This is a genomic window from Kribbella sp. CA-247076 (assembly GCF_050942445.1).
In the GTDB taxonomy this organism is placed as follows: Bacteria; Actinomycetota; Actinomycetes; order Propionibacteriales; family Kribbellaceae; genus Kribbella.
The window spans coordinates 7,132,562-7,158,749 of the sequence record NZ_CP192051.1; the positions used below are offsets into that span (position 1 = coordinate 7,132,562).

General features: G+C 69.7%; 28 protein-coding genes. 13 read left to right on the forward strand and 15 right to left on the reverse strand.

The genetic code is table 11. The annotated features are described in order from the left end of the window. Position 1: 1 nt before the first annotated feature. The gene (gene purD, locus ACQPYZ_RS34040; protein ID WP_433163247.1) at positions 2 to 1,279 is read right to left on the reverse strand and encodes a phosphoribosylamine--glycine ligase; all 1,278 of its coding nucleotides are present in this window, start codon (positions 1,277 to 1,279) and stop codon (positions 2 to 4) included. A 79-nt stretch (positions 1,280 to 1,358) separates the two neighbouring features. Here purD and ACQPYZ_RS34045 point away from each other — a divergent pair, with 79 nt between their 5' ends. After that, a complete protein-coding gene (locus tag ACQPYZ_RS34045; protein ID WP_433163249.1) occupies positions 1,359 to 2,204 on the forward strand; it encodes an SMP-30/gluconolactonase/LRE family protein in 846 nt (281 codons plus the stop codon). Between the two features lie 7 nt (positions 2,205 to 2,211). On the opposite strand, the gene ACQPYZ_RS34050 is transcribed toward ACQPYZ_RS34045, so the two are convergent. Then, entirely contained in the window at positions 2,212 to 2,685 is a 474-nt protein-coding gene (locus tag ACQPYZ_RS34050) for an NUDIX hydrolase (RefSeq protein ID WP_433163251.1), read from the reverse strand. 39 nt (positions 2,686 to 2,724) lie between these two features. Continuing rightward, positions 2,725 to 3,465 carry a hypothetical protein gene (locus ACQPYZ_RS34055; RefSeq protein ID WP_433163253.1) on the reverse strand — a complete coding sequence of 247 codons (741 nt, stop codon included), beginning with the start codon at positions 3,463 to 3,465 and terminating at the stop codon, positions 2,725 to 2,727. Positions 3,466 to 3,576: 111 nt separating this feature from the next. On the opposite strand from ACQPYZ_RS34055, the gene ACQPYZ_RS34060 reads away from it, so the two are divergent. The 4 genes from ACQPYZ_RS34060 (at position 3,577) to ACQPYZ_RS34075 (ending at position 6,637) form a co-directional block, all read left to right on the forward strand. Continuing rightward, positions 3,577 to 4,440 carry an alpha/beta fold hydrolase gene (locus tag ACQPYZ_RS34060; protein ID WP_433163254.1) on the forward strand — a complete coding sequence of 288 codons (864 nt, stop codon included), beginning with the start codon at positions 3,577 to 3,579 and terminating at the stop codon, positions 4,438 to 4,440. A 163-nt stretch (positions 4,441 to 4,603) separates the two neighbouring features. Then, the gene (locus tag ACQPYZ_RS34065; protein WP_433163255.1) at positions 4,604 to 5,068 is read left to right on the forward strand and encodes a hypothetical protein; all 465 of its coding nucleotides are present in this window, start codon (positions 4,604 to 4,606) and stop codon (positions 5,066 to 5,068) included. 296 nt (positions 5,069 to 5,364) lie between these two features. Further along, positions 5,365 to 5,736 carry an FKBP-type peptidyl-prolyl cis-trans isomerase gene (locus ACQPYZ_RS34070; RefSeq protein ID WP_433163257.1) on the forward strand — a complete coding sequence of 124 codons (372 nt, stop codon included), beginning with the start codon at positions 5,365 to 5,367 and terminating at the stop codon, positions 5,734 to 5,736. Between the two features lie 283 nt (positions 5,737 to 6,019). After that, positions 6,020 to 6,637 carry a hypothetical protein gene (locus tag ACQPYZ_RS34075; protein WP_433163259.1) on the forward strand — a complete coding sequence of 206 codons (618 nt, stop codon included), beginning with the start codon at positions 6,020 to 6,022 and terminating at the stop codon, positions 6,635 to 6,637. A gap of 9 nt (positions 6,638 to 6,646) precedes the next feature. Here the strand turns inward: ACQPYZ_RS34075 and ACQPYZ_RS34080 are convergent, their stop codons facing one another. The 3 genes from ACQPYZ_RS34080 to ACQPYZ_RS34090 are packed head-to-tail and all read right to left on the reverse strand — an operon-like array spanning position 6,647 to position 9,711. Beyond that, entirely contained in the window at positions 6,647 to 7,597 is a 951-nt protein-coding gene (locus tag ACQPYZ_RS34080; protein WP_433163261.1) for an ABC transporter ATP-binding protein, read from the reverse strand. 3 nt (positions 7,598 to 7,600) lie between these two features. Further along, positions 7,601 to 8,644: a FecCD family ABC transporter permease gene (locus tag ACQPYZ_RS34085; protein ID WP_433163262.1), complete on the reverse strand. Its 1,044-nt coding sequence runs from the start codon at positions 8,642 to 8,644 to the stop codon at positions 7,601 to 7,603. Next, complete coding sequence (locus ACQPYZ_RS34090) at positions 8,641 to 9,711, reverse strand: FecCD family ABC transporter permease (protein ID WP_433163263.1); 1,071 nt, start codon at positions 9,709 to 9,711, stop codon at positions 8,641 to 8,643. Before ACQPYZ_RS34090 ends, ACQPYZ_RS34085 begins: the two co-directional genes overlap by 4 nt. Before the next feature lie 113 nt (positions 9,712 to 9,824). Here ACQPYZ_RS34090 and ACQPYZ_RS34095 point away from each other — a divergent pair, with 113 nt between their 5' ends. Further along, positions 9,825 to 10,652 carry a siderophore-interacting protein gene (locus ACQPYZ_RS34095; RefSeq protein WP_433163264.1) on the forward strand — a complete coding sequence of 276 codons (828 nt, stop codon included), beginning with the start codon at positions 9,825 to 9,827 and terminating at the stop codon, positions 10,650 to 10,652. 47 nt (positions 10,653 to 10,699) lie between these two features. Here the strand turns inward: ACQPYZ_RS34095 and ACQPYZ_RS34100 are convergent, their stop codons facing one another. After that, positions 10,700 to 11,803: an alginate lyase family protein gene (locus ACQPYZ_RS34100; protein ID WP_433163266.1), complete on the reverse strand. Its 1,104-nt coding sequence runs from the start codon at positions 11,801 to 11,803 to the stop codon at positions 10,700 to 10,702. Between the two features lie 288 nt (positions 11,804 to 12,091). On the opposite strand from ACQPYZ_RS34100, the gene ACQPYZ_RS34105 reads away from it, so the two are divergent. Then, on the forward strand, positions 12,092 to 13,210 hold the full coding sequence (locus ACQPYZ_RS34105) for a glycoside hydrolase family 88 protein (RefSeq protein ID WP_433163268.1): 1,119 nt from the start codon (positions 12,092 to 12,094) through the stop codon (positions 13,208 to 13,210). 24 nt (positions 13,211 to 13,234) lie between these two features. Here the strand turns inward: ACQPYZ_RS34105 and ACQPYZ_RS34110 are convergent, their stop codons facing one another. Beyond that, positions 13,235 to 13,825, reverse strand: coding sequence for a TetR/AcrR family transcriptional regulator (locus tag ACQPYZ_RS34110; RefSeq protein WP_433163270.1), 591 nt, complete (start codon positions 13,823 to 13,825; stop codon positions 13,235 to 13,237). A gap of 91 nt (positions 13,826 to 13,916) precedes the next feature. Here ACQPYZ_RS34110 and ACQPYZ_RS34115 point away from each other — a divergent pair, with 91 nt between their 5' ends. Together ACQPYZ_RS34115 and ACQPYZ_RS34120 are read left to right on the forward strand one after the other, a co-directional pair. Continuing rightward, positions 13,917 to 14,618: an SDR family oxidoreductase gene (locus tag ACQPYZ_RS34115; protein ID WP_433163271.1), complete on the forward strand. Its 702-nt coding sequence runs from the start codon at positions 13,917 to 13,919 to the stop codon at positions 14,616 to 14,618. A 52-nt stretch (positions 14,619 to 14,670) separates the two neighbouring features. Then, positions 14,671 to 15,666, forward strand: coding sequence for a class I SAM-dependent methyltransferase (locus ACQPYZ_RS34120; RefSeq protein WP_433163273.1), 996 nt, complete (start codon positions 14,671 to 14,673; stop codon positions 15,664 to 15,666). A 1-nt stretch (position 15,667) separates the two neighbouring features. Here the strand turns inward: ACQPYZ_RS34120 and ACQPYZ_RS34125 are convergent, their stop codons facing one another. Further along, on the reverse strand, positions 15,668 to 16,270 hold the full coding sequence (locus ACQPYZ_RS34125; RefSeq protein WP_433163275.1) for a DJ-1/PfpI family protein: 603 nt from the start codon (positions 16,268 to 16,270) through the stop codon (positions 15,668 to 15,670). Between the two features lie 77 nt (positions 16,271 to 16,347). Continuing rightward, positions 16,348 to 16,668, reverse strand: coding sequence for a DUF1330 domain-containing protein (locus ACQPYZ_RS34130; protein ID WP_433163277.1), 321 nt, complete (start codon positions 16,666 to 16,668; stop codon positions 16,348 to 16,350). Positions 16,669 to 16,781: 113 nt separating this feature from the next. On the opposite strand from ACQPYZ_RS34130, the gene ACQPYZ_RS34135 reads away from it, so the two are divergent. Further along, entirely contained in the window at positions 16,782 to 18,968 is a 2,187-nt protein-coding gene (locus ACQPYZ_RS34135; RefSeq protein ID WP_433163278.1) for a protein kinase domain-containing protein, read from the forward strand. Positions 18,969 to 19,008: 40 nt separating this feature from the next. Here the strand turns inward: ACQPYZ_RS34135 and ACQPYZ_RS34140 are convergent, their stop codons facing one another. After that, positions 19,009 to 20,289, reverse strand: a complete 1,281-nt coding sequence (locus tag ACQPYZ_RS34140; protein ID WP_433163279.1) for an adenylosuccinate synthase — start codon at positions 20,287 to 20,289, stop codon at positions 19,009 to 19,011. A gap of 315 nt (positions 20,290 to 20,604) precedes the next feature. After that, positions 20,605 to 21,105, reverse strand: a complete 501-nt coding sequence (locus ACQPYZ_RS34145; RefSeq protein ID WP_433163280.1) for a VOC family protein — start codon at positions 21,103 to 21,105, stop codon at positions 20,605 to 20,607. Positions 21,106 to 21,162: 57 nt separating this feature from the next. Here ACQPYZ_RS34145 and ACQPYZ_RS34150 point away from each other — a divergent pair, with 57 nt between their 5' ends. Further along, a complete protein-coding gene (locus ACQPYZ_RS34150; protein ID WP_433163281.1) occupies positions 21,163 to 21,981 on the forward strand; it encodes an AraC family transcriptional regulator in 819 nt (272 codons plus the stop codon). Here ACQPYZ_RS34150 and ACQPYZ_RS34155 read toward each other — a convergent pair. The 3 genes from ACQPYZ_RS34155 to ACQPYZ_RS34165 all read right to left on the reverse strand — a co-directional run bounded on the left by ACQPYZ_RS34155 (position 21,968) and on the right by ACQPYZ_RS34165 (position 24,532). After that, the gene (locus tag ACQPYZ_RS34155; RefSeq protein WP_433163283.1) at positions 21,968 to 23,173 is read right to left on the reverse strand and encodes an MFS transporter; all 1,206 of its coding nucleotides are present in this window, start codon (positions 23,171 to 23,173) and stop codon (positions 21,968 to 21,970) included. The two genes, ACQPYZ_RS34150 and ACQPYZ_RS34155, sit on opposite strands and share 14 nt — an antisense overlap. Positions 23,174 to 23,325: 152 nt before the next feature. Continuing rightward, positions 23,326 to 24,081 (reverse strand): 2-phosphosulfolactate phosphatase, encoded by a 756-nt coding sequence (locus tag ACQPYZ_RS34160; RefSeq protein WP_433163285.1) that lies wholly within the window; start codon positions 24,079 to 24,081, stop codon positions 23,326 to 23,328. Positions 24,082 to 24,124: 43 nt separating this feature from the next. Next, on the reverse strand, positions 24,125 to 24,532 hold the full coding sequence (locus ACQPYZ_RS34165) for a DUF3151 domain-containing protein (protein ID WP_433163287.1): 408 nt from the start codon (positions 24,530 to 24,532) through the stop codon (positions 24,125 to 24,127). Positions 24,533 to 24,676: 144 nt separating this feature from the next. Between ACQPYZ_RS34165 and ACQPYZ_RS34170 the strand changes: the two genes are divergently transcribed. Beyond that, positions 24,677 to 25,126 carry an HNH endonuclease gene (locus ACQPYZ_RS34170; protein ID WP_433163289.1) on the forward strand — a complete coding sequence of 150 codons (450 nt, stop codon included), beginning with the start codon at positions 24,677 to 24,679 and terminating at the stop codon, positions 25,124 to 25,126. Between the two features lie 86 nt (positions 25,127 to 25,212). Further along, positions 25,213 to 26,187 carry a type IV toxin-antitoxin system AbiEi family antitoxin domain-containing protein gene (locus ACQPYZ_RS34175; protein ID WP_433163291.1) on the forward strand — a complete coding sequence of 325 codons (975 nt, stop codon included), beginning with the start codon at positions 25,213 to 25,215 and terminating at the stop codon, positions 26,185 to 26,187. The last annotated feature ends 1 nt before the right edge of the window (position 26,188 follow it).

Consider the following 26,188-nt stretch of genomic DNA (forward strand, 5'->3'; position numbering starts at 1 on the left):
GTCAGACCGTGATCTCGCCGCGGGCGGCCTTCAGGGCGATGTCGGTGCGGTGCTGCGAGCCCTTGATGCGGATCTGGCCGACGGCGGCGTACGCGCGCTGGCGGGCCTCGTCGAGGTCCTTGCCGGTCGCGCTGACCGCGAGTACGCGGCCGCCCGCCGTCACCAGTTCGTCGTCCTCGAGCGCCGTACCGGCGTGGAAGACGCGGACGTCGTCGACCTCGGCCTGGTCGACGCCGCTGATCACGTCACCCTTGCGCGGACTGGCCGGATACTTCTTCGCCGCGACCACGACCGTCACCGCGGCCGCGTTCTTCCAGCTCAGCGACTCGTGATCCGCGAGCTTGCCGGTCGCGGCGGCGTACAGGAGCCGGCCGAGCGGGGTCTTGAGCAACGGCAGCAGCGCCTGCGTCTCCGGGTCGCCGAACCGGCAGTTGAACTCGATCACCCGGACACCCCGGGACGTCAGCGCGAGACCGGCGTACAGCAGGCCGTTGAACGGCGTACCGCGGCGGCGCAGCTCGTCGACGGTGGGCTGGAGCACCTTCTCGGTGATCTCCTCGACCAGGTCTTCCGGTGCCCAGGGCAACGGTGTGTAGGCGCCCATGCCGCCGGTGTTGGGCCCCTCGTCGTCGTCCGCAAGGCGTTTGAAGTCCTGGGCCGGCTGCATCGGCAGCACCGTCGTCCCGTCGGTGATCGCGAACAGCGACACCTCCGGGCCGTCCAGGAACTCCTCGATCAGCACCTGCTCACACCCGGCCGCGTGCGCGAGCGCCTCGTCCCGGTCCGAGGTGACGACGACCCCCTTGCCGGCCGCGAGCCCGTCGTCCTTCACGACGTACGGCGGGCCGAACGCGTCGATCGCCTCGGCCGCCTCCTCGGGCGTCGTACACACGTAGGCGCGGCCGGTCGGCACGCTCGCGGCGGCCATCACGTCCTTGGCGAACGCCTTCGACCCCTCGATCTGCGCGGCGTCCTTGGACGGGCCGAAGACCGCGATCCCGGCCGCACGCAGCGGGTCGGCCAGCCCGGCCACCAGCGGCGCCTCCGGACCGACCACCACCAGGTCGGCGCCCAGCTCGGTCGCCAATGCGACGACCGCATCGTGGTCGGCGATGTCCACGGGACGGCAAACGACCGTTTGGCCGTCGTACGCCGGCGGCAGCACCGCGATACCGGGGTTGCCCGGGGCCGCCACGACCTGCTCGACCTCCGGATCCTGCGTCAGCGCCCAGACCAATGCGTGCTCGCGGCCACCCGAGCCGATCACCAAGACCTTCACGGGCCATCAGCCTAGGGCACCGGGCTGTCGATCCACACATTCGCCGTTCGTGTAATGGATGACGACGGAAGGAGTGGTGATGACCGAGGTACTGCTCGAAGGACTCGTGATCGGGGAGTCGGCGCGCTGGCACGACGGGCGTTTCTGGTGCGCCAACTGGGGAGCGCAGGAGGTGCTCGCGGTGGACGCGTCCGGGAAGCGCGAGGTGATGGCTCGCGTGCCGACGACGATCCCGTTCTCCATCGACTGGCTCCCGGACGGCCGCCTGCTGGTGACGTCCGGTCCTGAGGGTCTGCTGCTGCGGCAGGAGTCCTCCGGCGAGTTGGTGACGCACGCGGACCTGTCGTCGTACGGCGGCCTGAACGAGCTCGTGGTCGACGGGCGCGGCAACGCCTACGTCAACGGCGGCTGCGACTTCCAGCCCGGCCCGGGTGAACGCCCCGGCTTCATCCTGCTGGTGACTCCGGACGGTTCGGTACGCCGGGTGGCCGACGAGCTCGCCTTCCCGAACGGCATGGTGATCACCCCGGACAACTCGACCCTCGTGGTCGCGGAGTCGTTCGGCGGCGTCCTCACGGCGTACGACGTCGCCGACGACGGCAGCCTGTCGAACCGGCGCGTCTGGGCACCGCACCCCGGCGACGGCATGTGCATGGACGCGTCCGGCGCGATCTGGACGCCCGGCTGGACCCCGTCCGGCGAGTCAGCCTGCCTCCGCATCGCCGAAGGCGGCGACATCCTCGACACCGTCCCCTTGGAGCACGCCGGCTTCGCCTGCACCCTCGGCAACGGCACCCTCCACATGCTCACCGCCGACTGGCACCTGGACGAGCCCTTCGACACCAACCTCGACCGCCTTCTCACCACCCCCACCGGCCGCATCCTCACCCACCGAACCTCGACCCCGAAGGCGGGCTACCCGTAGGCGCTTGTCAGCCCAAGTAGGGATGGTCGGCACCGGCGAGGTACCGATCGATGCGCTGTCTCATCGAGGGATGCATGGTGAGCCGGCCGAGGTCGGCGGGATCGACCCACTCGACCATCGACGACTCCGAGCTGGGCGTCGGCTCACCTGCAAGCCGGTCGGCGGTGAACACGATGGAGAACTCCTGCCGAACCTCACCGTTGCTCGTGTACTCGAGTACATGCCGCGGATTCGTGTAGATCCCGACCAGCCCGGTCACCCGGCACCGGACGCCAGTCTCCTCGAGCACCTCCCGCTCGGCCGCCTGGACGATCGTCTCTCCGAGGTCCATCCCGCCACCGGGCAGCGCCCAGTTCCCGTTGTCCGTCCGCCGGATCAGCAGGATCCGTCCCCGGTCGTCGCAGACGACCACATTCGCCGACGGCACCAGGCTGTTCGCCTCCGGCGCATCGGGATCGTCCAGATAGTCAATGCGAGCCACAGGCTCCAGCCTTCCACGTTGGGCTGGGATTCGTGCGGGCTAGTAGTGCCAGTAGTGGCGGCCGTTGGCGTTCCAGGTGACGGGGACGGTGGTGTGGTTGGTGAAGGCCATGCCGAGGCCTCGGGCGAGCTCGACAGTGCGGGAGAGCTGGAGGGCGTACGGGTGCTGGTTGTCGTCCCACCACTGCTCGACCTGAGTGATGCAGGTCTGGCCGCTGTGGTACGGGTTGGCGCAGGGGTGCGGCGGGAGCCACTTCTGCAGGTGCCGGAAGTTGACGGTGGTGGAGCCGTCCGGGGGCTTGATGGTGCCTCGCGCGTCCAGGCAGTAGCCGGTCGTGGGGATGGTCCATCGGACGTAGTGCTGGCGGCCGCCGGCTGACGGGACGTCCTTCAGGTTCTCGCAGTTCGCGTCGCCGATGCGTTCCGACGTGACGCGCTGGATCTGGGTCAGCGGCCGGCCGGCGCCGTCGTTGTAGCCGTCGAGCAGCACCCAGTCGCCGTCGCGGACGAAGCGCTCAGCGGACTTCGGCGGCCATGCCGTCGGATCGCCCCAGGAGATGTCCGACTCGGTGGCGCTGAGCGGCGTCCACGCCCACTGGCCGGCTGCGGACTGGCCTGCCCAGTACTGCCCGGCGGCCTTCTCGAACATGAGCGAGTACTGGCCGTAGTCCTCGGCGGCTCGGGTGGCCTCTGCACGCGGGACCGCGGAGGTGCCGGGAATGTTCGCGGTCAGCAGCAGTGCCGCGAGTGTTGCCGCAAGCAACAGTGGTTTCATCCGCATGGAGTTCCAGATTAGTGCAGGTTGAGGTCCTGGTCCGTTCCCCGTGCCTCGGTCTAGGCTCACGCTCACGAGTCCCGCCGAGGGGGATGAAACGCTCGAGGAGGAGCTGACATGCCGGAGCCCGTCACCAGCACGATCGACCTGCCCGGAGCCACGCTGACGTACGACGTCCGCGGTGATCTCGCCAACCAGCCCGTGGTGCTGCTGATCGGTTCGCCGATGGGGGCGAGCGGCTTTCCGACCCTGGCGTCGTACCTCGAGGACCGGACGGTCGTCACCTACGACCCACGCGGCGTCGAGCGCAGCACCCGCAGCGACGGTGAGGGCGAGCTGTCGCCGGACGACCACGCCGCCGACCTCGCCACCCTGATCGAGACGCTCGACGCGGGCCCGGTCGACATCTTCGCCAGCAGCGGCGGCGCGGTGAACGCGCTCGCCCTGCTCGCGAAGCGCCCCGACCTGGTCCGCACGCTGGTCGCGCACGAGCCGCCGCTGGCCGGGCTCCTGCCGGACGCCAAGGCGGCGACCGCAGCCGTCGAGGACATCTACCAGACCTACCAGCGCGACGGGATGGGCGCCGGGATGGCGAAGTTCATCGCGATCACCAGCTTCAAGGGCGAGATCCCCGACGACTACACCGAGCAGCCGGCGCCCGACCCGGCGATGTTCGGCCTCCCGACCGAGGACGACGGCTCCCGCGGCGACGCCCTGATCGGGCAGAACCTCCGCGGCTGTACGTCGTACCAGCCCGACTTCGACGCCCTCGGCAGGTCGGCCGACCGGCTCGTGGTCGCGGTCGGCGAGGAGTCCGCCGGCGAGCTCGCCCACCGCGGCGGCCTGGTCGTCGCCGAGCGCCTCAGCCTGACGCCGGTGCTGTTCCCGAGCAACCACGGCGGCTTCCTCGGCAACGAGTACGGCATGCCCGGCAAACCCGAAGAGTTCGCCACCAAGCTCCGCGAGGTCCTCCCCCGCTGACTCCAACGGGCCGCTCGATCGCGTCGGGCGCCGTACTCCACTCCACCGGGTACGGCGCTCCGGCAGATTCGTGAAGGCCGATTGAAAGGGCGGTGAAAGTGGGCCCGCCTTGAATGCTGGCGACAGCTCTTCGGAGCCACTCGCTTGTCATTCGGGAGGACCCATGTTCAGCTCAGCCAGAAGTCGATCGACCGGGCGGACCAGACGTGCGCTCACCGCCGTGGGCGCCGTCCTCGGCATCACCGTCGCCGGCGCGATCGCGACCGCACCACCCGCCAGCGCCGAGTCGTGCGGCGCCGGGAACACCTGCTTCTACTGGACGAACACCAACGGCACCAGCACGCTCAAGTACAAGTCCGCGGGCAACGTGAACGGGATCCTGCACCCCGGGCCCCGAGGCGGCTGGGTCTGGAACAACGGCGTGCGCTATCCCGGCGCCGACCACATCACGCTGACGACCAGCATCAACGGCTCCCGCTGGCGGATCTGCCTGCACTACGGTCCGGCCGACTTCAACCTCGGCACCGGCGGGACCACCGCTGCACGCATCGGCCAGGGCGAGATCGTCACCGGCTGGACCTGGCGGGGAGAGTGCGCACCCGGCGAAGACAACTGGCGACGGTACTAGCCGCTGCGCGGGGTCCTCACCCGCTGACTCTCGGCGGCTGCGGGACGAGACGTCGCGGCTGCACGGGTGGGCCTGAACACCTTCTGGGGGCTGTGGACAGGAAACAGCCGGTTGCCGCCCACCACTTCCTGTTCAAGCCACCGGCTGGTGGCTGATGGTTGGTGGTCGGCTCCCACGGCGGGTGGCTGGCGGCACGTGGTCGGCTCCCACCGGCGGGTGGGTGGCGGCTCGTGGTCGGCTCCTACCGGTGGGTGGGTGGCGGCTCGTGGTCGGGTGGGGTCTGGTTAGCTGGGGGTATGACTGAGAAGCCAGAGATCGACTTTCCGGACGGACCGCCGCCGGCGGACCTGGAGATCACCGACATCACCGTCGGTGAGGGTGACGAGGCCAAGGCCGGGTCGCGGGTGAACGTGCACTACGTGGGTGTCGCCCACTCGACCGGCGAGGAGTTCGACGCGTCGTACAACCGGGGCGCGCCGCTGGCCTTCCAGCTCGGCGTCGGCCAGGTCATCCAGGGCTGGGACACCGGTGTGCAGGGTATGAAGGTCGGCGGCCGCCGGCGGCTCGTCATCCCGCCGCACCTCGCGTACGGCGACCGCGGCGCCGGCGGCGCGATCAAGCCCGGCGAAACCCTCATCTTCGTCGTGGACCTCGTCAGCGTCAGCTGACCTCGCCGGCCCGCCCGGCTGCGGACACGGCCTGCGCGCTGCCATCTGCGGACACGGCCTGCGCGTTGCCGGCTGCGGACACCGCCTGCGCGCTGCGGGCTGCGGACACCGTCTGCGCTGCGGACCCGGCCCTGCGGGCTGCGGGACACGGCCTGCGGGCTGCGGTGAGACGCGGGACAACGGCCCCCGGGTGCGTCAGAATGGCGCGTCCGGGGGTTTTGCGTACGTGCTGTCCGTAGTTGTACTCATCCGCCACGCCCAGCGGCTCGTTTGACTGGGAGGCATGACGACGATGGTTGCCACCACGGTTCCCGCCCTGCGGCCGAGCTGGGTTCGGTACGCCGCCCTGGCCACGAAGATCCTGCTGTTCGGCCTGTTGCTCTCGGCCCTGATCTGGCCCGACCTCTCCGGCATCAAGGGCAAGGCGTCGACCGCCCGCCTGGTCGTCTACCCGATCGGCGCGATGGTGCTGCCGTTGTGGTGGTGGGCGTACGGCCGCACCCGCAGCAAGCTGCACCCGAGCTTCCCGTGGCGCGCCGACCTGCTGATCACGCTACCGTGGCTGATCGACCTGATCGGCAACCGGCTCAACCTGTTTGACACCGTGGTCTGGTGGGACGACGCGATGCACCTGATCCTGTGGGGCCTGCTGACTGCCGGTGTGCTGCTCGCGTTCGCACCGCCGACGCTGTCCCGCGGACTGACAGCCTTCGTCGCCCTCGGCTTCGGCGCAACCGCAGCAGTCGTCTGGGAGCTCGGCGAGTACGTCGCGTTCATCCGCAGCTCCCCCGAGCTCCAAACGGCGTACACCGACACCCTGGGCGACCTGGCCCTAGGCACCCTGGGCGCCCTGACAGCCGGCCTCACCATCTACCAGACCCGCGCCCGCCTCAGCAGGTGAGCTGGGCGCTCAGCGATCGGACGGTCGGCAGATGCCGCTGGCGGCCGAGCTGGCCGACAGCGCCTGGGCCGCCAAGCTTCCGCCGGCCAGGTTCAGCACCGCTCCGCCCGAGGCCGCTTCACCGTCCACGTGATCCTGCGGACGGTCGGTGCGGGTGGTGTGGCGGCCCAGCGGGACGACCATCGGGGTTCCGGCGACCGGGTCGGGGATGATGCGAACCGCGAGGCCGAAGATGTCGTGGACGACGTCCTCGGTGACGACCTCGTTCGGGTCGCCCTCGCAGACGATGGCGCCGTCCTTCATCGCGATCAGGTGGTCGGCGAACCGGCAGGCCTGGTTGAGGTCGTGCAGGACGAGGACGATCGTGCGCTCGTCCCGCTTGTTCAGGTCGACCAGCAGGTCGAGGACCTCGAACTGGTGGGTGAGGTCGAGGAACGTCGTCGGCTCGTCGAGCAGCAGGATGTCGGTCTCCTGCGCGAGCGCCATCGCGATCCACACCCGCTGCCGCTGACCACCGGAGAGTTCGTCGATCGGCCGGTCGGCGATCGAGAGTACGTCGGTCGACGTCATCGCGGCCGCGACCGCCTCGTCGTCGGCGCGGGTCCACTGCCGGATCCACCGGGTCCGCGGGTAGCGGCCGCGGCCGACCAGGTCGGCGACGGTGATGCCCTCCGGCGCGGTCGGCGACTGCGGCAGCAGGCCGAGTTTGGTGGCGACCTCGCGGGTCGGGATGGACTGGATGCTCTTGCCGTCCAGCAGCACCGAGCCGCGCGACGGCTTGAGCAGCCGGGCCAGCGTCTTCAGCAGCGTCGACTTGCCGCACGCGTTGGCGCCGACGATGACGGTGATCTTCCCGGTCGGGATCCGTACCGACAGGTCATGGATGATCTCCCGCTGGTCGTACCCGACCGCGAGCTGGTCAGCAGCCAAGCTGTGCGAGGGGTCCACAGGGTTCTCCATCTCTCAGCCACCACTCCCTACCCGGTTGGCCCGGGCCAGCAGGAACATCAGGTACGGCGCGCCGACGACGCCGGTGACGACACCGACCGGCAACTGGGTGTCGCCGAACGCGTGCTGCGCGATCAGGTCCGACACCGCGACCACCAGCGCGCCGAGCAGCGCGGACGCGATCATCGCCGGCCCGGGCGACCGGGTCAGCCGCCGCGCGATCGGCGGCGCGACGAAGGCCACGAAGCCGATCGGTCCGGCGGCGGCGGTCGCGACCGCGGCGAGCAGTACGCCGATGACGATCAGCCCGAGCCGCGAGCTCTCCACCCGCAGCCCCAGCCCGTACGCCGTCTCGTCGCCGAGCTGCAGGATCCGCAGCCGGTGCACCGTGTAGACGATCAGCGGCGTCAGCACGGCCAGCGTGATCCCCATCGACCGGACGTTGGACCAGTCCCGCCCGTTCAGGCTGCCGGTGAGCCAGATCAGCGCCTGCTGGGCGATCTCGACCCTTGCCTTGGTCAACAGGTACGACGTGATGCTGGTGGCGATCGCCCCGATGCCGATCCCGATCAGGATCAGCCGGTAGCTCGAGACCCCCTGCCGCCAGGCGAGCACGTACATGACGAACGCGGTCAGCACCGCGCCCGCGATCGCCAGCGCGGACACCGCGACCCCGGTCAGGCCGAGCGTGACGATGGCGAACACGGCGAACGCGCTGGCGCCGTACGTGACACCGATGATGTCTGGGCTGGCGAGCGGGTTGCGGGCGATGCTCTGGAAGATCGCGCCGGACATGCCGAGTGCGGCCCCGACCATCAGGCCGGTGAGCGCCCTGGGCAACCGAAGCCGGTTGACGATGAACTCGGTCGCCCGGTCGCCGCCGCCGAACAACGTCTTCACCACGTCGATCACCGGGATCTTGAAGTCGCCGAGTGACAGCGAGACGCAGAAGGTCACGAACACCAGGACCGCGAGCACCACGATGACCGCGATCGTGCGCGCCTGCCGGACCGCCCGGGCCCGGGTGATGATCTGGACTGCCTCGGCGGTGGTCGTCACAGGTCCGCCAACTTCCGCCGCCGGACCAGCGCGATGAAGAACGGCGCGCCGATGACCGCGGTGACGATGCCGACCTGCAACTCGCCCGGCTGGGCGACGATCCGGCCGAGGACGTCCGAGCCGAGCAGCAGGATCGGCGCCAGCAGCATCGAGTACGGCAGGATCCAGCGGTAGTCCGGACCGGTGACCAGGCGCGCCACGTGCGGAATGGTGAGCCCGATGAAACCGATCGGTCCCGCGGCCGCGGTGGCGGCACCGCACAGCAGTACGACGACCACCGCGACGAACAGCCGTGCCAGTCCGACCCGCTGCCCGAGCGACTTCGCGACCTCGTCACCCAGCGACAGCGCGTTCAGCACCCGGCCGGAGACCAGCGCCAACCCGATCCCGATCAGGATGAACGGCGCGACCTGCGCGGCGATGTCCGACCCACGGCCGGCCAGCGACCCGACCGCCCAGAACCGGAACTGGTCGAACGTGTCGACGTCCCCGATCAGCAGCGCGGTCGTCAGCGACCCGAGCATCGCCGTCAGCGCCGCGCCCGCCAGCGCCAGCTTCACCGGGGTCGCGCCCTCACGCCCGAGCGACCCGAGCAGGTACACCGCGATCGAGGCGGCGGCCGCGCCGGCGAACGCGAGCCAGACGTACGCCGTCAAGCTCGACAGCCCGAACCAGTAGATGCCCGCGACAACGAAGAGCGCGGCGCCGCCGTTGACACCGAGGATCCCGGGGTCGGCGAGCGGATTCCGGGTGACGCCCTGCATCAGCGCACCCGAGAGGCCCAGAGCGGCTCCGACCAGCAGTCCGATCACCGTCCGCGGAACGCGCAGTGAGTGGATGATCACATGGTCGGTGTTCGTGTCGTCGTACTGGCGCAGGGCGTCGAACACGGTGGCCAGCGGGATCTGCTTCGACCCCACCGCGATGCTCAGCACGGTCACCAAAGCCAGCAGCGCGACACACCCGAGCAGGCCGAGGAGCAGGGTGGCCCGCCGGGTCCGGCGGGGACGCGGCGGCGCGGCGGCACCGGGACCTGCGGCTTCGGCCACAGCAGTGGGCGGGGGCATTGGACTTTGGGATCCTCTTAGGTAAGGCTAACCTCTAGACGCCTCAGAATAACCCGGCCGTCCGCGGGTCCGCATCTGAGTCTCCCCTGGCAGAGTTTATGGAGAAACCAGCGATGACGACTGTGCTCGAGCGGCCGATCGTGTTCGACGCGGTGCTCGCCACCGTGGCCGCGATCGACGACCTCAGCCCGCACCTGCGCCGGGTGACCTTCGTCGCGCCGCGGATCGCGGACGCGGTGACGGCCGGCCCGGACCAGCGGATCAAGGTGCTCCTCGCCCCGCCCGACGGGGGTGCGCTGAAGCTGCCGCAAGGCCCCGACTGGTACACCGAGTGGTGCGCGCAGCCGGCCGACGAGCGGTTCATCATGCGGACCTACACGATCCGGGCCCTGCGCCCCGAGGTCGCCGAGATGGACATCGAGTTCGTCCTGCACGGCGTCAACGGACCGGCCTCCGCGTGGGTCAGCGAGGCCGCGGTCGGGGACGAGCTCGGCCTGATCATCCCGTTCGCGGTCGACACCACCAGCACCAAGGGTCTGCTGCACTCCGGCGTCGACTACGTCCCGCCGGCGACCAGTGTCCGCCGGGTGCTCGTTGCCGACGAGACCGCGCTGCCGGCCCTGGCCGGGATCCTCGAGCAGCTGCCGGCCGACGTCCACGCGACCGTGTTCGTCGAGGTCCCGGACCTCCGCGACATCCGCGCTCTGCCGACTCCCGGCACCGCGGACATCACCTGGGTCACTCCGGCCCCGGACGGCCCCAAGTCGTTGCTCGAGGCCCTCAAAGCGGCCGATCTCCCGTACGACGTCGACTACGCCTGGGTCGCCGGCGAGTCGTCGATGATCAAGGCGGTACGGCGCCACCTGGTCAACGCGGTCGGGATGCCGAAGGCCGCGATCTCCTTCCAGGGCTACTGGAAGCGCGGCGAAGCCCAGATATGAAGACCGCGGCCGGGGACGACAGGCCCCGGCCGCGGTGATTCAGCGGGTCAGGACGGGTTCTCCGCGTGGGTGAGGGTTTCCCAGGCGACGAAGAGGTTGTTGGAGCCGGCCGGCCGGCGGGACTCCGTCAGCGCCTGGGTGTTCGTCATCGCGATCCCCAGCCGGGTGTGCAGGGCGTTGAACCCGACCTCGGTGATCGGCCCCAGCCCGCGGTGCACCGAGCCGTCGCACAGCCACGACGGCACCGGCTCGAGGTTGCGCTCCCAGCGGGACTGGAACCCGAGCGCGTGCCGCAGCCGCTCGCCGAACTCCGGGTAGAGGTCGATGCCCTGGATCCGCGAGGTCTCCAGGACGTGCGAGATCGACGAGATGCCGTACCCGGTGTGGGTGAAGTCGCGGCAGGTCTCCTGCGTCAGCCCGTTGACGAACGTGTCCTGCCCCTGCCAGTACGCGATGATCTTCTCGCGGGTGTTGAGGTTCTGGCTCGGCTTCGTCTTCGGCAGCGGGCCGTCGGACTCCAGGTAGACGAACGCCGGCACCCGGACCCGGTAGAGCGAGATCGCCTTGTCGTACACGGCCCTGTCCTCGAGGAACACGCCGATGCCCTGGATCGCCTCGGTCATGCTCAACTCCCAGTTGCCGTTGGAGTTCGAGCCGTTGATGATCTCGGGCAGGTAGACGTTGCGCAGCATCGTGGCGAACCGGCCGGAGTTCGGCCAGTTGCCGTACGCGTGCTTGATGATCTCGGCGGCCTTCGGCCACGACGACGCCGACCACGCCGTCTGCAGCGGCGCGTTGCTGTTGGTGTGGTCGCGAATGGTGGCCGACCAGGCGTCCATCAGCTGGATCGCCTTCTGCGCGTACCGGTCGTCGCGGGTGATGTACCACAGCAGCGCGTCCGTGTACGCCGCGATCGCGTCCTCACGCTCGTCGGTGCAGCCGTAGTTCGGGTTCGAGTACGAGCCACACTCGACCACCGCACGCGGTTTCGGCGTCCGGGTCAGCGAGCCGTACTTGCTGTTCTTCGCCTGGTTGAAGGCGTTCGTCCAGGGCTGCGCGCCGGCCTGCACCTTGGCCCGGACGAAGTCGAGCTGGGCCCGACTCACACCGACCCCAGGATGGGTGAACACAGCGGGCGCTTGAGGAGCCATGGATTCGACGGTGGACTCGGCTTTCGGAGCGGCGACTGCTGGACTGCTGAGAGATCCGGCGACCAGCGCGGCACACGCGGCCGCAAGGATCAGAGGCTTCTTTCGCATGGCGGATGTCCTGTTCTTCGGGGCGGTAGGACACTGCGTTTCCCCCTATTAGCGCAGGGTCTTTGCGAAAGTTTGACGACGGACGGTGAGCACGTCAATATCCCAGCGTGCAGGAATTTCACCGTGGAACTCCCTGCTCGAAAGTCCCATCGTCCGTGGAACAAAGTGAGGTGTTGTCCCATGAAACGACGCCGGTTCCTGAGTCTCGGTACCGCAGTCATGGCCGCCCCGGCACTACCCTCCGTCACCACCACCGCGACCGCCGCCTTACCACCCGCAACGCTGCCGGCCAGGGGAGAGATCATCCGCGTGGTCCGGCTGGTCGCCGACCACTGGATCGCCACCCACGCCGACTCCGGCGACAACGGCTGGGCCCGGGCCACCTTCTTCAGTGGCCTGATGGCTGCCCACCGGTCGACCGGTGAGGTCCGCTACCTGAACTACGCCCGCGCCTGGGCGGAGAAGCACAACTACGGCATCCCCGGCGGCGTCACCACCCGGCATGCCGACAACCACAACTGCATCCAGACCTATCTCGACCTGTACGAGCTCGAGCCGTCGGCGAACAAGCTGACCGCGGCAACGGACACGTTGCGGCGGATGGTCGACAGCAGCAAGATCGACGACTGGTGGTGGTGCGACGCGCTGCACATGGCGATGCCGCCGTTCGCCCGGATCGGCCGGCTTCGCGGTGAGACGTCGTACTGGACGAAGCTGTACCAGTTGTACAACCACACCAAGCGAACTCGCCGGCTGTGGATCCCGTCGAGTGGGTTGTGGTACCGCGACGAGCGCTTCCGGCCGGACGGGATCCTGTCACCGAACGGGAAGCCGGTCGTCTGGTCGCGCGGCGACGGCTGGGTCGCGGCCGGTCATGTCAAGACCCTGAAGGCGCTGCCGTCGAACCAGTCGGACGTCCCCGAGTACAGGAGCAGCCTGACCCAGCTGGTGTCCTCGCTGCGGCCGATCCAGCGCACGGACGGCTTCTGGAACGTGAACCTCACCGACCCGCAGCACCTCCCCGGCCCGGAGACCAGCGGTACGGCGTTCTTCACGTACGCGGCCGGGTACGCCGTCCGCGCCGGGCTGTTGCCGACCACAACCTATTTGCCGATGGCGGCGACAGCCTGGAACGGGATGGTGGCGACCGCGGTCCATCCCGACGGCTTCCTCGGCTACGTCCAGAAGGTCGGCGACCGGCCCGAGTCGAGCCAACCGGTCACCTACGAGTCCACGGCCGACTTCGGCGTCGGAGCCTTCCTGCTGGCGGGCGCCGAGCTCGCGGCGTTGACCGACTGACGGCGACGGCGGCCCAGGCAGTCGTCAGCCTGCTTGGGTCGCCAGCTCGCCGGTGCGGACGCCGGCGGCGTCCAGGAGCGCGGCGGCGGTGGTCACGCCGATGCCGCCGAGCGTCTGCGCGCGGACGACGGCGCGCGCGCTCGCCCCGTCGAAGATCATCGTCAGCTGGATCGCCAGGGTGCCCGGGTCCTCCGCGCCCGCCTTCACGAGCTCGCGGTGGAAGAAGTCGGTCAGCTGCTGCTTGAAGTGCCGCGCGACCACGGATCCCGGATGCTCCGGGTTCTTCAGCTCGACCGCCGTGCTCACGAAGGGACAGCCGAGATAGTTGCCCTCAGCCACCATCTCGTCCTGCCGCTCGAACACGGCCAGGATCCGCTCCCGGGGCGGCCGGTCCGCTTCCGCCGGCGGGTGCAGCAGCGCCTGGTACGACGGGCCGCGACTGGCCAGACTTTCCGCGATCAGCTCGTCCTTCGAACGGAACAGCTGGTACATCGACTTCTTCGACACCCCGGCCGCTTTGCAGAGCGCGTCCACACCGATGTTGACGCCGTCGCGGTAGAAGAGTTCGCCCGCGGCGTCCAGGAGCCGCTCGCGGGGTGTCGCCGAGGTGGTCATGCACCGAGCGTACCGGCTGGATTTGATTCGGGAAACCGATCGGTTTACTCTTCACGAAACAGATCGGTTTCAACCTCTGAGGAGTTACCCCATGACCACACTCGAAGGCGCCGTCGTCCTGGTCACCGGCGGCCAGCGCGGCATCGGCAAGGCGATTGTCGACAATCTGCTCGACCGTGGCGTCGCGAAGGTCTACGCCACCGCCCGCGACCCCAAGCCGAGCACCGACCCACGCGTGGTGCCGCTGCCGCTCGAGATCACCGACCAGGCCTCGATCGACGCGGTGGTGGCGGCCGTCCCGGACGTCACGGTCCTGATCAACAACGCCGGCGCCAGCTCACCGGACAGCTACCTCGACGCCCCGATCGAGGACGTTCGCGCGGTCTTCGAGGCGAACTTCTTCGGCCCGCTCGCCCTGACGAAGGCGCTCGTCCCGGTGATCGAGCGCAACGGCGGCGGCCACATCCTGAACGCACACTCGGCGCTGTCCTGGGTCGCCCTACACGGCGCCTACGCCGCGACGAAGGCGGCGTTCTGGCTGCAGAGCAACGCCATCCGGCTCGAGCTGCTCGGCCGCGGCATCGGCGTCACCGGCCTGCACATGGGGTACGTCGACACCGACATGGTGACCGCGGTCGACGCGCCGAAGTCGCGCCCGGAGGACATCGCCAAGTCGGCCCTCGACGGGATCGAGGCCGGCGCCCACGAGGTGCTCGCCGACGACACCGCCCGCGGCGCCAAGGCCCTGGTCGCCCAGGACCTGACCGCCGCCTACCCGCAACTCGTCAACTGATCGACATCCGGCCGACACGTTTCGGCAGAGACATTGCGTAAAATGGCCGGCGATGATCGACATCCTCGCCGTTCTCCGTCCGGAAGATGCCGTCACCGATTTCCTGTCCGTCCTCGACCCGGCCCACGGCCGTGAGGTCCACCTGCTCGCGGCCGAGCGTGGCGTCTACCTCAGGCTGCCTGTCGACGTTCCGCTGAAGGCCCGGCTCGCGGCGATCGCGGCGCTGCAGTCCCGCTCCCGGGAGGGCGACACACCGTTCTCACCGGCGACGGCCGCGGCCGCGATCGCCCGCGAGGCGGGCGCCGTCCCGTTCACCGTCTGGACCCACCACCCGTCGGACACCCGCAGCACCCACGGCCGCTGGGCCCTCGACCTCACCACGGTTCTCGAGGGCCCGATCCGGCACACCACGACCACGGTCGTCCCAGCTCCGGCCGAGGCCGCCCCGGTCGGGTCAGCGGTTTCGCCGGTCGAGGCCGAGTCGACGTCGGTCGAGGTCGGGTCGACGTCGGACGCGGCCGCGGTGTCGGCGTACGAGGTCGCGGCCTCGGTGTCGGCGTACGAGCAGGAGCGGTTGGACGCGACCGTCGCGTGGGTACGGCGCCACCTCGATCCGATCGCGGGCCGGGTGATCGAGGTGGGCGCGCACGAAGGCGCCTTGACCCGACGCCTGCTGGCCGACGGGTACACCGTCGACGCGACCGAACCGGACGAGCAATTCCTCGAGCGACTGCGGTCCGGCGTGGGCGGCGACGTACGCATCCACCGGCACAGCTTCGAGGACCTCGCCACCACGGCCCGGCTGACCGGGGCGGCGTACCTGCTGATCGAGGTCCTGTACTACGGCCAGGACTTGAGCCTGCTCGACCGATTCCCGACCGACCGCCTGTTCGTCGCGATGGAGGCCGAGGAACTGGATCGGCAGGCGTGGCCGGCCGCGTGGTCGGTCGAGGACGAGGTCGAGCTGGTCGCACCGCGACTGGAGGAATTGTCGGGCGCGTTGCTGCGCAAGCGCGGCAGTCGGGGCGTCCTGCTCCGCCGTCGCTGATTCAGTTGCCTGCAGCAACTTGATGGAGATCGCGGTCCCGGGTGTACTCGAGGGTGGCCGCGATCCCGTCCGCGATCTCGGCCGAGTACTCGCGCTCGACCAGGTGCAGCGCGAGGTCGATCCCGGAGGTGATGCCGCCGGCGGTGACCAGGTCGCCGTCGTCGACGACCCGGTTCGTCTTCAGGTCGGCGCCGAACGCCTCCAGCTCGGCCCAGGCGCTGCGGTTGGTGGTCGCCGCCCGCCCCTTCACCAACCCGGCCTCGGCCAGCAGCATCGACCCGGTGCACACCGCACTGACGAAGCGGAGCTGGGGCGCGAGCTCGGCGATCCGCGCCGGCATCACCCCACGCCGCGCCTCCGCCCAGGCCCCCTTCTCGGCCCGGTTCATCCAGCCGCCACCGGGCACGAGCAGCGCGTCCGGCGTACCGAGTCCTTCGGGCGCCTTGAACTGCAGTCCGTGGAGCCCGGTCACCTCGGCCGGACCGTCGAGCCCGACCAGCGCCACCTCCAGCTCGGTCCGCTTGGCGGCATGACTCCACACCTCGAACGGCCCGAGCACGTCCAACTCGTCCAGACCTTCGAACACCAGCATCTCGATTCGCATGGCTCAACCCAACCGTCCGCGGCGCCGGCCCACCAGTGACTGACCGGACGCCTTTCCCAAGGATCTGGCCATCGGGATCAGCCCAGTACGTCGGTGGCCTTGTGCCTCCGGTCGACGCCTTCGACGATCATCGCGACCCCGTCGGAGTTGTCCGTCCGCAGGTGCAGGATCCCGCGGTACGCCGCCGAGTCGTACCAGCCACGCGCGCTGTCGTAGTCGGGGAACTCGATCACGATCAGCGCGCCGTCCCACGTGCCCTCGATGAACTCCGGCTCGCCGCCGTGCACGATGAAGTGACCGTCGTACGGCGCCAGCGTGGCGTCGATGCGTTCCAGGTACTCGACGATGCCCGGGCCGAGCCGGACGTTGCGGAGGTTGGCGATCGCGTAGTGCTTCATGAGTGGGTCTCCTCTGTTCGGGTGACTCCAGACTCGGGCACGGGGAGAAGTCGGACGATTACCTCCGACGTCATCACGGTTGATTGGTCTGCTGCCGACGTACCGTAGATGGCATGTCAGTGACAGGGGGACCGCCTTCCTCACCGGTGGAGGAGGTGGAGGAGCGGGTCGGGCCGTACCGGTTGATCCGGCGGCTCGGTCAGGGCGGCATGGGCGTCGTCTACCTGGCCGAGGGGCCCGAGCACCAGGAGGTCGCGCTCAAGGTGCTGCGGCCGCACGTCGCTCACGACCCCATCGCGCGGGCCCGGTTGCAGCGTGAAGCGACCACACTGCAGAAAGTGAGCCACCCCGGTGTGGCCGGCATCCTGGACCACGACCTGGAGGGCGACCAGCCGTACCTTGTGACCCGGTTCGTGCCGGGCCGGCCGCTGGACGAGCAGGTCGACGAGCGCGGACCGCTGACCCCGCGCAAGTGGCTGCCGGTGGCCGGGTGTCTGGCGGAGTCGCTGCAGGCGATCCACCAAGCCGGAGTGATCCACCGCGACCTCAAGCCGGGCAACGTGATGATGTTCAACGGCCGGCCGGTGATGATCGACTTCGGCATCGCCCAGGCCGCCGACGACCTGCGCCTGACGCAGACCGGTCTGGTGATCGGTACGCCGGGCTACCTGGCGCCGGAGCTCATCGAGGGCGAGACGGTGTCGGAGTCCGCGGACTGGTGGGGCTGGGCAGCCACGGTCGCGTTCGCGGCGACCGGACGGCGACCGTTCGGCAAGGGCCCGTTCGAGGCCGTGCTGGCGCGAGTACACAACGGACAGGCCGACCTGGACGGGCTGGACCCGCGGCTGAAGCCACTGCTCGCCGCGGCGCTCTCACCGGCGCGGGGCGACCGCCCGACCCAGGACGAGATCATGACCGGCCTCAACCGGTACGCCGAGGGCCGCGACGCCCTGCCGCCGCGTGACAAGCCCACACTCGTGGTCGCTCCCCCGACCGCCCAACTCAGCGCGCAAACCGCGCAGATGACGCGCGTCATGCCGGAGGACGACGAGCCGGCCCTTGCTGGGCACGGTCCGTCGCCGGCGGATGTGGCGCAACTGGTGCCTCCGGTGATTCCGCCGCTGTCCGCCTTTGCGCCGATCCGCGACAAGCTCCGCGACGCGGCCGCCACCCGGAAGGCAGCCGCGGCTGCCGGAGGAGCGGGTGCTGGGGCTGGGGCTGGTGCCGCTGGTGCTGGCTTCGGCGCTGGGGCTGCGGGCGCTCAGGGCGCTGGGTTTGGCGGTGCTGGTGTCGGTGGTGCTGGTGGTGGGGTTGCCGGGGCTGTGGCTGGGGTGCATCCGGCGACCTACAGTCCGGCACCGAATGCGGCCGCGCCTGCCGCGATGCCGCTGCCATACCAGGGCTCTCCGGGCTACGCGTCCCCATCGACGTCGCCGTACCAGAGCCAGCCGATGCCGTACCACAGTCAGCCAACGCCGGCGCAGTACTCGAACCCAGCGCCGTACCACGATCAGGCGCCGTACCACGGCCAAGCGCCGTACCAGGGCCAAGCGCCGTACCAGAGTCAGCCGCCGGCGCCGTACCGGCAGCCAAGCCCGCCGCAGCAGCAGGAGCGCCGCGACAGTACGCCGTACCAAGCGAAACCAGCCGCCACCGGCAAGCGCACGGCGGTGGTCGTCGGCCTGATGGTCGCGCTGACCGGCCTCGTCGCGCTCTACCCCGGCCTCGGCTCGCTCGTGACCATCGTGCTGTTCGTGATCGCGCGGACGGTCGACCGCTCCAGCACCGCGATGATGCGCCGCCGCCAGCTCCGGGGCCGCGCCGGTCGCTCGGACGGTGTGGTCGCAGCAGCCTCCACGCCGCTGCAACTCGTCACCGCATCCCTGATCACCCTGCCCTGCTTGATCCTCCCGGTGCTCTCGGGCGTGGTCGTCGGTGGCATCGTCACCGGTCTCGCCGCGACCGCCCAGGGCCTCGAGTGGCGCCCGCTGTCCGCCGTCGGCTTCGGCAGCGCCGCCTTCACCGCGCTCTTCTTCGCATGGTGGGGCCCCGGCGGCAGTTCACTTCGACGCGGCGCCCACATCGCCGCCCGCACCGCCTTCCGCCCGCGCTGGCTGGCGGCCACCGTCGCCGCCGTACTCCTGGCCGTCGGCGCCCTGACCTTCTACAACGCCACCCAGGGCGCCGGCTCCACCTGGGCCCGCACCCCTATCCAGACCCCCGACCTCAACAACCGCCCCACCCTCGAAGACCTCCGCGAAGCCCCCTTCATCCGAGACCTCCCCCTCATCGGCCGCTGACACCCTGCCGACCGCGCGAGGCGGCCGGCAGCCGGCGCTGTCAGAGTTGGACTATTTGGGAGCGTTCGGGGCCTACCCCGATGGCGGAGATTCGGGCTCCGCTGTGGGACTCGACGGCGCGGACGTAGGCCTGGGCCTCCTTGGGGAGGTCTTCGAAGGTGCGGCAGCCGGAGATGTCGTCGGACCAGCCGTCGAACTCCTCGTAGACCGGGACCGCGTGGTGGAAGTCGGTCTGGGTCATCGGCATCTCGTCGTGCCGTACGCCGCCGACGTCGTACGCGACGCAGACCGGGATCTTCTCCCGGCCGGTCAGCGTGTCGAGCTTGGTGAGGACGAAGTCGGAGACGCCGTTGACGCGGGCGGCGTACCGGGCGATGACCGCGTCGTACCAACCGCACCGGCGTGGGCGGCCGGTCGTCGTACCGAACTCGGCGCCCTGTTGCCGCAGCCACTCGCCGTCCGCGTCCAGGAGCTCGGTCGGGAACGGACCCTCGCCGACGCGGGTGGTGTACGCCTTCACCACCGCCATCACGCGGTCGATCCGGGTCGGCGGGATGCCGGAGCCGGTGCAGGCACCTGCGGAGATCGCATTCGACGACGTGACGAACGGGTACGTCCCGTGGTCCACATCCAGCAGCGTCGCCTGGCCGGCCTCCATCAGCACGGTCTTGCCGTCGTCCAGCGCCTTGTTCAGCAGCAGGCTGGTGTCGGCCACCAGCGGCTTGAGGCGGTCGGCGTACCCGAGGAGCTCGTCCAGCACCTCGGCGATCTCGACCGCGCGCCGGTTGTACACCTTCACCAGCAGCTGGTTCTTCTGCTCCAGCGCGCCGGTGACCTTCTGCTCGAGGATCTTCTCGTCGTACAGGTCCTGCACCCGGATGCCGATCCGGTTCATCTTGTCCGCGTACGTCGGCCCGATGCCACGGCCCGTGGTGCCGATCTTCCGGCTGCCGAGGAACCGCTCGGTCACCTTGTCGAGCGTCCGGTTGTACGGCGGGATCAGATGAGCGCTCGCGCTGACGACGAGCCGGGACGTGTCCACTCCGCGGGCCTGCAGCGCGTCCAGCTCCTCGAACAGCACACTGAGGTCGACCACGACCCCGTTGCCGATCACCGGCGTCACGCCCGGGGTGAGGATGCCGCTCGGCAGCAGGTGCAGCGCGTACTTCTCGGACCCGATCACGACCGTGTGGCCGGCGTTGTTGCCGCCGTTGAACTTGACCACGTAGTCGATGACCTCGCCGGTGTTGCCGAGCAGATCGGTCGCCTTGCCTTTGCCCTCATCGCCCCACTGGGCGCCGACGAGCACGATTGCGGGCATCTCAGCCCTCCTCTTCACGCGCCGGCCGACGACCTCACGATGCCGCGACGACCGGACGCTGGAAACGGTGAAGCCCGGAGACGTTCACCGGACATTCATCCGGCGACGCATCCGAGCTCTTGCGACCAAAGCCTACCGGAATCCGGTCCACCGGCCCGCTCACCGTCCACAGGGCTGAAGCGCTCACTTGAAGTATAGGTTTCATCACCTAACGGGTTGCCATTTTCCGTGATCGCGTGCACACTCTTAGTCAGCGGCCCGCCGAAACTGCCGCAGGGGACGGTTCCGGCGGGCCGCTTCCTCGTTCCTGCGGGGTTATTGCAGGTCCGAGGGGTTGGACGCGAGCCACTCCTTCACCCGGCGATCCGCCTCTTCGCGGGACACGTCCTCGACCTTCGTCAGGATCGCCCACCGGTGCCCGAACGGGTCGATCACCGTGCCGTACCGGTCGCCGGTCATGAACGTCTGCACCTCCTCCACCGGGGTCGCGCCCGCCTCGACCGCCTTCGCGAAGGTCGCGTCCACGTCCGGCACGTAGTGCACGAGCGACGAGTGCACCCACTCGCCGTTCGGCGCCCGCAGCCCGATCTGCGGCATCTGGTCGCTCAGCTGCAGCATCGAGTTCCCGAACTTCAGCTCCGCCTGTCCGACCCGCCCGTCCGGCAGGTCCTGCCGGCTGATCACCTCGGCCCCGAACACCGACTGGTAGAACTCGATCGCCTTCGGTCCGTCCGGTACGGCGAGGTACGGCGTCAGTGAGTGATAACCGTCGGGGATGGGCCGCACTACAGTGTTTCCGTCCGTGTTCGTCGTCATGCCCTTCAGTCAACGTCCGGGCCGCCGTACCGGTCTTGTAAGAAAGCGACAGCCAGTGTGACCACGCCGTCCGACAGCGAGAAGGGCATCCTGCATCCGCGCGAGCAGGCCCGGCACCGTTCGCTGAGCCGCCTTGCCGCCGGTCCCGAGGTCGGCCGGTTCGTGGAGTGGTACTGGATCGTCGAGTGGGACCTGGACGAGCCGTACACCGCCGAGGTGCTGCCGTTCCCGAGCGTCAACGTGTCCTTCGAGCAGCCGGGCGGCGCGTTCGTGAACGGCGTCTGCACGCGCAAGTTCGAGCGCGAACTGGTCGGTCGGGGGCGGGTGTTCGGGGTGAAGTTCTGGGCGGGCGGGTTCGGCGCGGTCACCGGTCTGGACGTCGCGTCGTTGAGCGACCAGGTGCTGCCGCTGACCGCGGTGTTCCCGGACGGCGAACGGCTCGCGGACCTGATGTTCGCGGAGGAGTCCGACGTACGGCGTCGCGCGGTGTTCGAGGCGTTCCTGCGCGACCACCTCGCGCCGCCGGACCCGTCGTACGAGCTGGTCCGGGAGATCGTCACGACGATGGCGGCGGACCGTTCGGTGGCCCGCGTCGACCAGATCACCGAGCGCTTCGACGTCCCGATCCGCACACTGCAACGGCTCTTCCGGCGGTACGTCGGCGTCGGCCCGAAATGGGTCCTGCGTCGCTACCGCCTCCACGACGGCGCCGAGCTGCTCGCGCAGGGCGAAGCTGCCGAGCTGGCCGAGCTGTCGGCATCACTCGGGTACTTCGACCAGGCGCACTTCTCCAAGGAGTTCAAGCAGCAGATCGGCCTCACGCCGGCCGAGTACGCCGCCCGCGCCGCCGCGGAACGCCAGATCACCTACCGCTGACCTTCACCACCACAGCCGCCGCCGTAGCGACCAGCGTGGCTGCGAGCGCTACTGCGAAGCCGTAGTGGGCCGCGTGCGTGTCAACCACTCGGCCCGCTGCAGCTGCTCCTACCGCGATGCCGGCCGCGCTGCCCGAGTTGATCCAGGTGAACGCCTGAGTGAGGACACTGGATTCGACCTCCGACTCCGCCAGGACTGCTGACAGCGTCTGGATCGGCGCGATGGCCAGCCCCGGCAACGCCAGCGCGATCCCCATGGCCAGAGGCGTTTCGACAGCCAGCAGCGGGATCGTGCTGACCATGAGCGCCGTCAGGGCGAGGACGAACTGACTGCGAGCAGGCAGACGCCAACGCCTGGCCCCGTAGGCGAATCCGGCGACCAGGCCGACCAGACTCGTGACACTGTAGAGCGGTCCGGCCAACGACGGAGTCCCCCGCTCGACGGCGTACGCCGTGACCGCGACCTGCATGCTGCCGAAGAAGATGCCGATCCCGATGTTCGTGGCGACCAGTGCCAGAAAGGCCTTGCGCAGCAGACGTTCCGGACGCTTGGTGTGATCACGCTTGGCCGGCGGTGGCGCCGTACTGCGCTGCACTGCCAACGAGAATCCGCCCACCAGCACCAGGCTCGTCGCCAGCACGGTGCCGACCACCGGGCTGGTGATCGAGCTGACTGTGCCGATGAGCGCCGGACCGACCATGAAGGCAAGGCCGACCCCGAGCGCCTCCAGGGCGAAGGCTGATGAGAGCAGTGGGCTGCCGCGGAGAACATGTGACCAGCGCGCTCCGGTCTGTGCGCCGACCTGTGGGAGTGAAGCGCCTGCCAGCACTCCTGCCGTGACAAGGGTCCACAGTGGCGCGTGAGTGACGGTCACGCCGATCAGCAGCACGACAGAAGCCGCATGGGCCAGGAGCGTGATCGGCAGCATGCGGGTCTGGCCGAAGCGGTCGATGAGTCGGGCGACCTGTGGACCCGCGAGCGCCTCCGCGACCGCAAAGCCACCGGTCACACTGCCGGCCACGGCGTACGAGCCGGTAGAGCCGTGGACCAGCCAGACGATGCCCAGACTGGTCATGGCGAGACCGATGCGAGCCGGTGCGGCCGCCAGGTAGAACTTCCACGCACCGGGAGTACGCAGTACCGCTGCGTAGTTCGTCCTGGGCGCGTTGATCCGTCCGGTGAGAGCCGGCACGGTGAGACCTTCCGCTGCCCGTCGGGGCGGGGACAGACCGTGGGCGTCCAGCTTCACCGGTCCGTCGAAATCCGCCTACAACCGTCCATGTTGGGCAGGAAGCGGGGACGCGCGCCGCCTGCCGGCTCTGTCAACGGGCAGAACCTCGTGGTTCAGGTTGACGGGATCAGCTTACCGTCTCGCAGCACCGGCACGCTGCGGCTCGCGTCCACCTCGGCCGCGATCGTCACATCCTGTGAGAAGCCGTACTGCGTGAGTTCGCGTCCGCCGGCGCAGTCGTGCAGCAGGCGCGGGAGCTCTTCTGCGACCGCGTCGTACGCCGCTGCCGCAGCTCTCGCCTCGGGCGACCTGCTGTCGGTGTCCAGTGCGCTCAGGAAGCCACCGGCTCCCCACAGGTCCTCTACCGCCGGCCGGAGCGAGCCGTCCTTCCAGCGCTCCCCCGCGGCGATCGCGACGACCTTCAGCTCCGGGTCCTCGGCGAGACGCTGGTTGACCCAGTCCGCGGCCGCCTGCCGGTTGCGCAGCGACACTGCTAGGACAGTCGCTCCGCTGTCACTCAACTGCTGGGCGATCGTCGAGCCGTTGGGCGACGGCAGCACCAGGCGCTCGATCCCGTGCGCCTGCCGGATGGTCACCGGCGACAGGCTGACCTCGCCCGGGCCTGCCTCGGACCGGCCGACGGCGAGTGCGGCGTCGTACTGCTTGGCGTAGGCAACGGCCGTCTCGTCGCGCCAGCGGTACGGGTACACCTCGATCCCCAGGTCCGCCGCGACCGTCACCGCGGTCGTGAACGAGAGCACGTCGACGACGGCGACGATGGTGCCGATGGCGCCGCCGACGACCTCGGCGCCGACCGGCCCCCAGTCGAAGCCGGCCCGGAAACCGTCCTGGGCGTAGGGGCTGGTCACCGGACGGATGATGCCGCCCGGCGACCGGCCCGGCAACCCGGTTTCAGCTCAACGCGTCCGCGGCGGTCGCCGACGAGTCGCGAAGGAAGGTCGCGCAGCGCTCGGCCTCGTCCTTCTCGTCGATGATCGCGGCGGCCTTGCCGAGCACGGCCAGGCAGCGCAGGAACCCGCGGTTCGGCTCGTGCTCCCACGGGATCGGGCCGTGCCCCTTCCAGCCGTTGCGGCGGAGCAGGTCCAGGCCGCGGTGGTAGCCCGTCCGGGCGAACGCGTACGCCTCGATCGTCCGGCCGTCGGCGAGCGCGGCCTCGGCCAGCTCGCTCCAGGCCAGCGACGACGTCGGGAACTTGGCCGCGACGTCCACCGCGGCGGCCCCGGCGGCGAGTTCCGCCGCGGCCGGGTCGACGGGGAGTAGTGTCTCGGGTGGACCTGAGAGCAGATTGTTCAATTCCATACGCACATCTTCGCCGATCACGCAGCCGAACCGGCATGTGACCGTCTGGCGAAATCCGTTGACCGTTCACCGATCGGCCACGGATGCTTGAGACCCTGCGTCGAACCGCCGTGGTTCCCAGCTACGGCCGGAAGGAGGCACCGGATGAGCGTCATCGTCCTGAACGCGTCGTACGAACCGCTGCACACCGTGTCGATCCAGCACGCCATCCGGATGCTGGTCCGCGAGGTCGCAGTGGTGGAAGAGGCGCACGGAGAGCGGACCATCGGCCCTTTTCCGGTTCCGCGCGTACTGCGCCTCGTGCGGTACGTGGTGACGCACTGGCGGTACGCGGCCGGCCGGATGAAGTACAGCAAGCACGGTGTGCTCCGGCGGGACAAGTTCCGGTGCGCGTACTGCGGTCTCGAGAACGCCGACACCATGGACCACGTCCAACCCAGGTCCAGAGGCGGCCGCACCGAGTGGCTGAACGCCGTGGCCGCCCATGCCGCCTGTAACGAGCGGAAGGGCAACCGCACCCCCTCCGAGGCCGACATGCCCCTCCTCTGGCAACCCTGGGTCCCAACCCGCGCCGAGCTCGTCATACAAACATGACGAGCTTTTTTCATGCCTCCGTCCGGCTGTCCACAGCTTTGAAGTGAGGCTCGGATCGGGGGGCCGATCGCGGCACTTTCTAGGGCATGAACCCTCAACTCGCCGTGATGGCTGCTGTCCGCGGCGGGGTGTTCACCCGTGCCGATGCGCGCGCGTGTGGCTACCCCGACCCGGAGATCGATTCGTTGCTGGAGACCGGTGCCTGGCGCCGGATCCGGCCGGGCACCTATGCCGCGCACCGGGCGCTGACGCTGGTCACCGATGAAGTGCTGCACCTGCGGAAGGTGTACCGCGTGCTCCGCACCGGGGGCTCCGCGGTCTTCGCGAGCCACCAGTCGGCGGCAGCGCTGCATGCCTTGCCGCTGTGGGGTCTCGACCTCTCGCGCGTGCACGTCACGTCGCCGCAAGGCAGGGGCGGCTGCGTGGGCGGAGTGCACCGGCACATCCGCGACCCAGTCGGCCCCGGCATCCAGATCTGGAACAAGCTGCGGATGGTCTCACCGGCCCGCGCCGTGGTCGAGGTCGCCTCGACCTCACCCGCCGCGCCCGCCGGCGTGCTGACCGACGCGGCCCTGTACGCCGGCTTGGTTACCAACCGCTCGCTGAAACGGGCAGTGTCCGACCACGGCAACGAGCGCGCGGTGGCGACGATCTCCCGAGCCTGCGCGGAGTCCGCCTCGGTCGCCGAGTCCCGCCTCCGGCAACTGCTCGCCGAGGCCGGCCTGCCCACGCCGTCGACCGCACCGCCTCCGGATGTCGATCCCTCGGAGCCGACCAGGCCCGACATCGCGGCGCTGTGGTTCCCGGAGGAGCGGACAGTGGTCGAGTTCGAGCCGCGCTTTCCCTTCTGGTGCGAGGAATCCGAGCCCGACGACGAGGAGCCGGAAGCCGAGGCGCTCCACCCCGATCCGGCTGCGCCCGATCCGCTGGAGACCTGCTGGATCTCCTGGCCCGAGCTCTCCGAGCCTGCGGTTGTCATCGACCGGATCCGCGCGAGCTTTGCCCGAGCGTCGCGCCGTACCGGGGTCAGGCACTTCGACCTCGCCCGGGCCCGGCCATGAC

Excerpts from the sequence above, each read along its gene's own strand:
- ACQPYZ_RS34045 (WP_433163249.1), top strand. The coding sequence starts at position 1,359 with ATGACCGAGGTACTGCTCGAAGGACTCGTGATCGGGGAGTCGGCGCGC.
- ACQPYZ_RS34055 (WP_433163253.1), bottom strand. The coding sequence starts at position 3,465 with ATGCGGATGAAACCACTGTTGCTTGCGGCAACACTCGCGGCACTGCTG.
- ACQPYZ_RS34060 (WP_433163254.1), top strand. The coding sequence starts at position 3,577 with ATGCCGGAGCCCGTCACCAGCACGATCGACCTGCCCGGAGCCACGCTG.
- ACQPYZ_RS34065 (WP_433163255.1), top strand. The coding sequence starts at position 4,604 with ATGTTCAGCTCAGCCAGAAGTCGATCGACCGGGCGGACCAGACGTGCG.
- ACQPYZ_RS34070 (WP_433163257.1), top strand. The coding sequence starts at position 5,365 with ATGACTGAGAAGCCAGAGATCGACTTTCCGGACGGACCGCCGCCGGCG.
- ACQPYZ_RS34075 (WP_433163259.1), top strand. The coding sequence starts at position 6,020 with ATGACGACGATGGTTGCCACCACGGTTCCCGCCCTGCGGCCGAGCTGG.
- ACQPYZ_RS34080 (WP_433163261.1), bottom strand. The coding sequence starts at position 7,597 with ATGGAGAACCCTGTGGACCCCTCGCACAGCTTGGCTGCTGACCAGCTC.
- ACQPYZ_RS34090 (WP_433163263.1), bottom strand. The coding sequence starts at position 9,711 with ATGCCCCCGCCCACTGCTGTGGCCGAAGCCGCAGGTCCCGGTGCCGCC.
- ACQPYZ_RS34095 (WP_433163264.1), top strand. The coding sequence starts at position 9,825 with ATGACGACTGTGCTCGAGCGGCCGATCGTGTTCGACGCGGTGCTCGCC.
- ACQPYZ_RS34100 (WP_433163266.1), bottom strand. The coding sequence starts at position 11,803 with ATGGCTCCTCAAGCGCCCGCTGTGTTCACCCATCCTGGGGTCGGTGTG.
- ACQPYZ_RS34105 (WP_433163268.1), top strand. The coding sequence starts at position 12,092 with ATGAAACGACGCCGGTTCCTGAGTCTCGGTACCGCAGTCATGGCCGCC.
- ACQPYZ_RS34110 (WP_433163270.1), bottom strand. The coding sequence starts at position 13,825 with ATGACCACCTCGGCGACACCCCGCGAGCGGCTCCTGGACGCCGCGGGC.
- ACQPYZ_RS34115 (WP_433163271.1), top strand. The coding sequence starts at position 13,917 with ATGACCACACTCGAAGGCGCCGTCGTCCTGGTCACCGGCGGCCAGCGC.
- ACQPYZ_RS34120 (WP_433163273.1), top strand. The coding sequence starts at position 14,671 with ATGATCGACATCCTCGCCGTTCTCCGTCCGGAAGATGCCGTCACCGAT.
- ACQPYZ_RS34125 (WP_433163275.1), bottom strand. The coding sequence starts at position 16,270 with ATGCGAATCGAGATGCTGGTGTTCGAAGGTCTGGACGAGTTGGACGTG.
- ACQPYZ_RS34130 (WP_433163277.1), bottom strand. The coding sequence starts at position 16,668 with ATGAAGCACTACGCGATCGCCAACCTCCGCAACGTCCGGCTCGGCCCG.
- ACQPYZ_RS34135 (WP_433163278.1), top strand. The coding sequence starts at position 16,782 with ATGTCAGTGACAGGGGGACCGCCTTCCTCACCGGTGGAGGAGGTGGAG.
- ACQPYZ_RS34140 (WP_433163279.1), bottom strand. The coding sequence starts at position 20,289 with ATGCCCGCAATCGTGCTCGTCGGCGCCCAGTGGGGCGATGAGGGCAAA.
- ACQPYZ_RS34145 (WP_433163280.1), bottom strand. The coding sequence starts at position 21,105 with ATGACGACGAACACGGACGGAAACACTGTAGTGCGGCCCATCCCCGAC.
- ACQPYZ_RS34165 (WP_433163287.1), bottom strand. The coding sequence starts at position 24,532 with ATGGAATTGAACAATCTGCTCTCAGGTCCACCCGAGACACTACTCCCC.
- ACQPYZ_RS34170 (WP_433163289.1), top strand. The coding sequence starts at position 24,677 with ATGAGCGTCATCGTCCTGAACGCGTCGTACGAACCGCTGCACACCGTG.
- ACQPYZ_RS34175 (WP_433163291.1), top strand. The coding sequence starts at position 25,213 with ATGAACCCTCAACTCGCCGTGATGGCTGCTGTCCGCGGCGGGGTGTTC.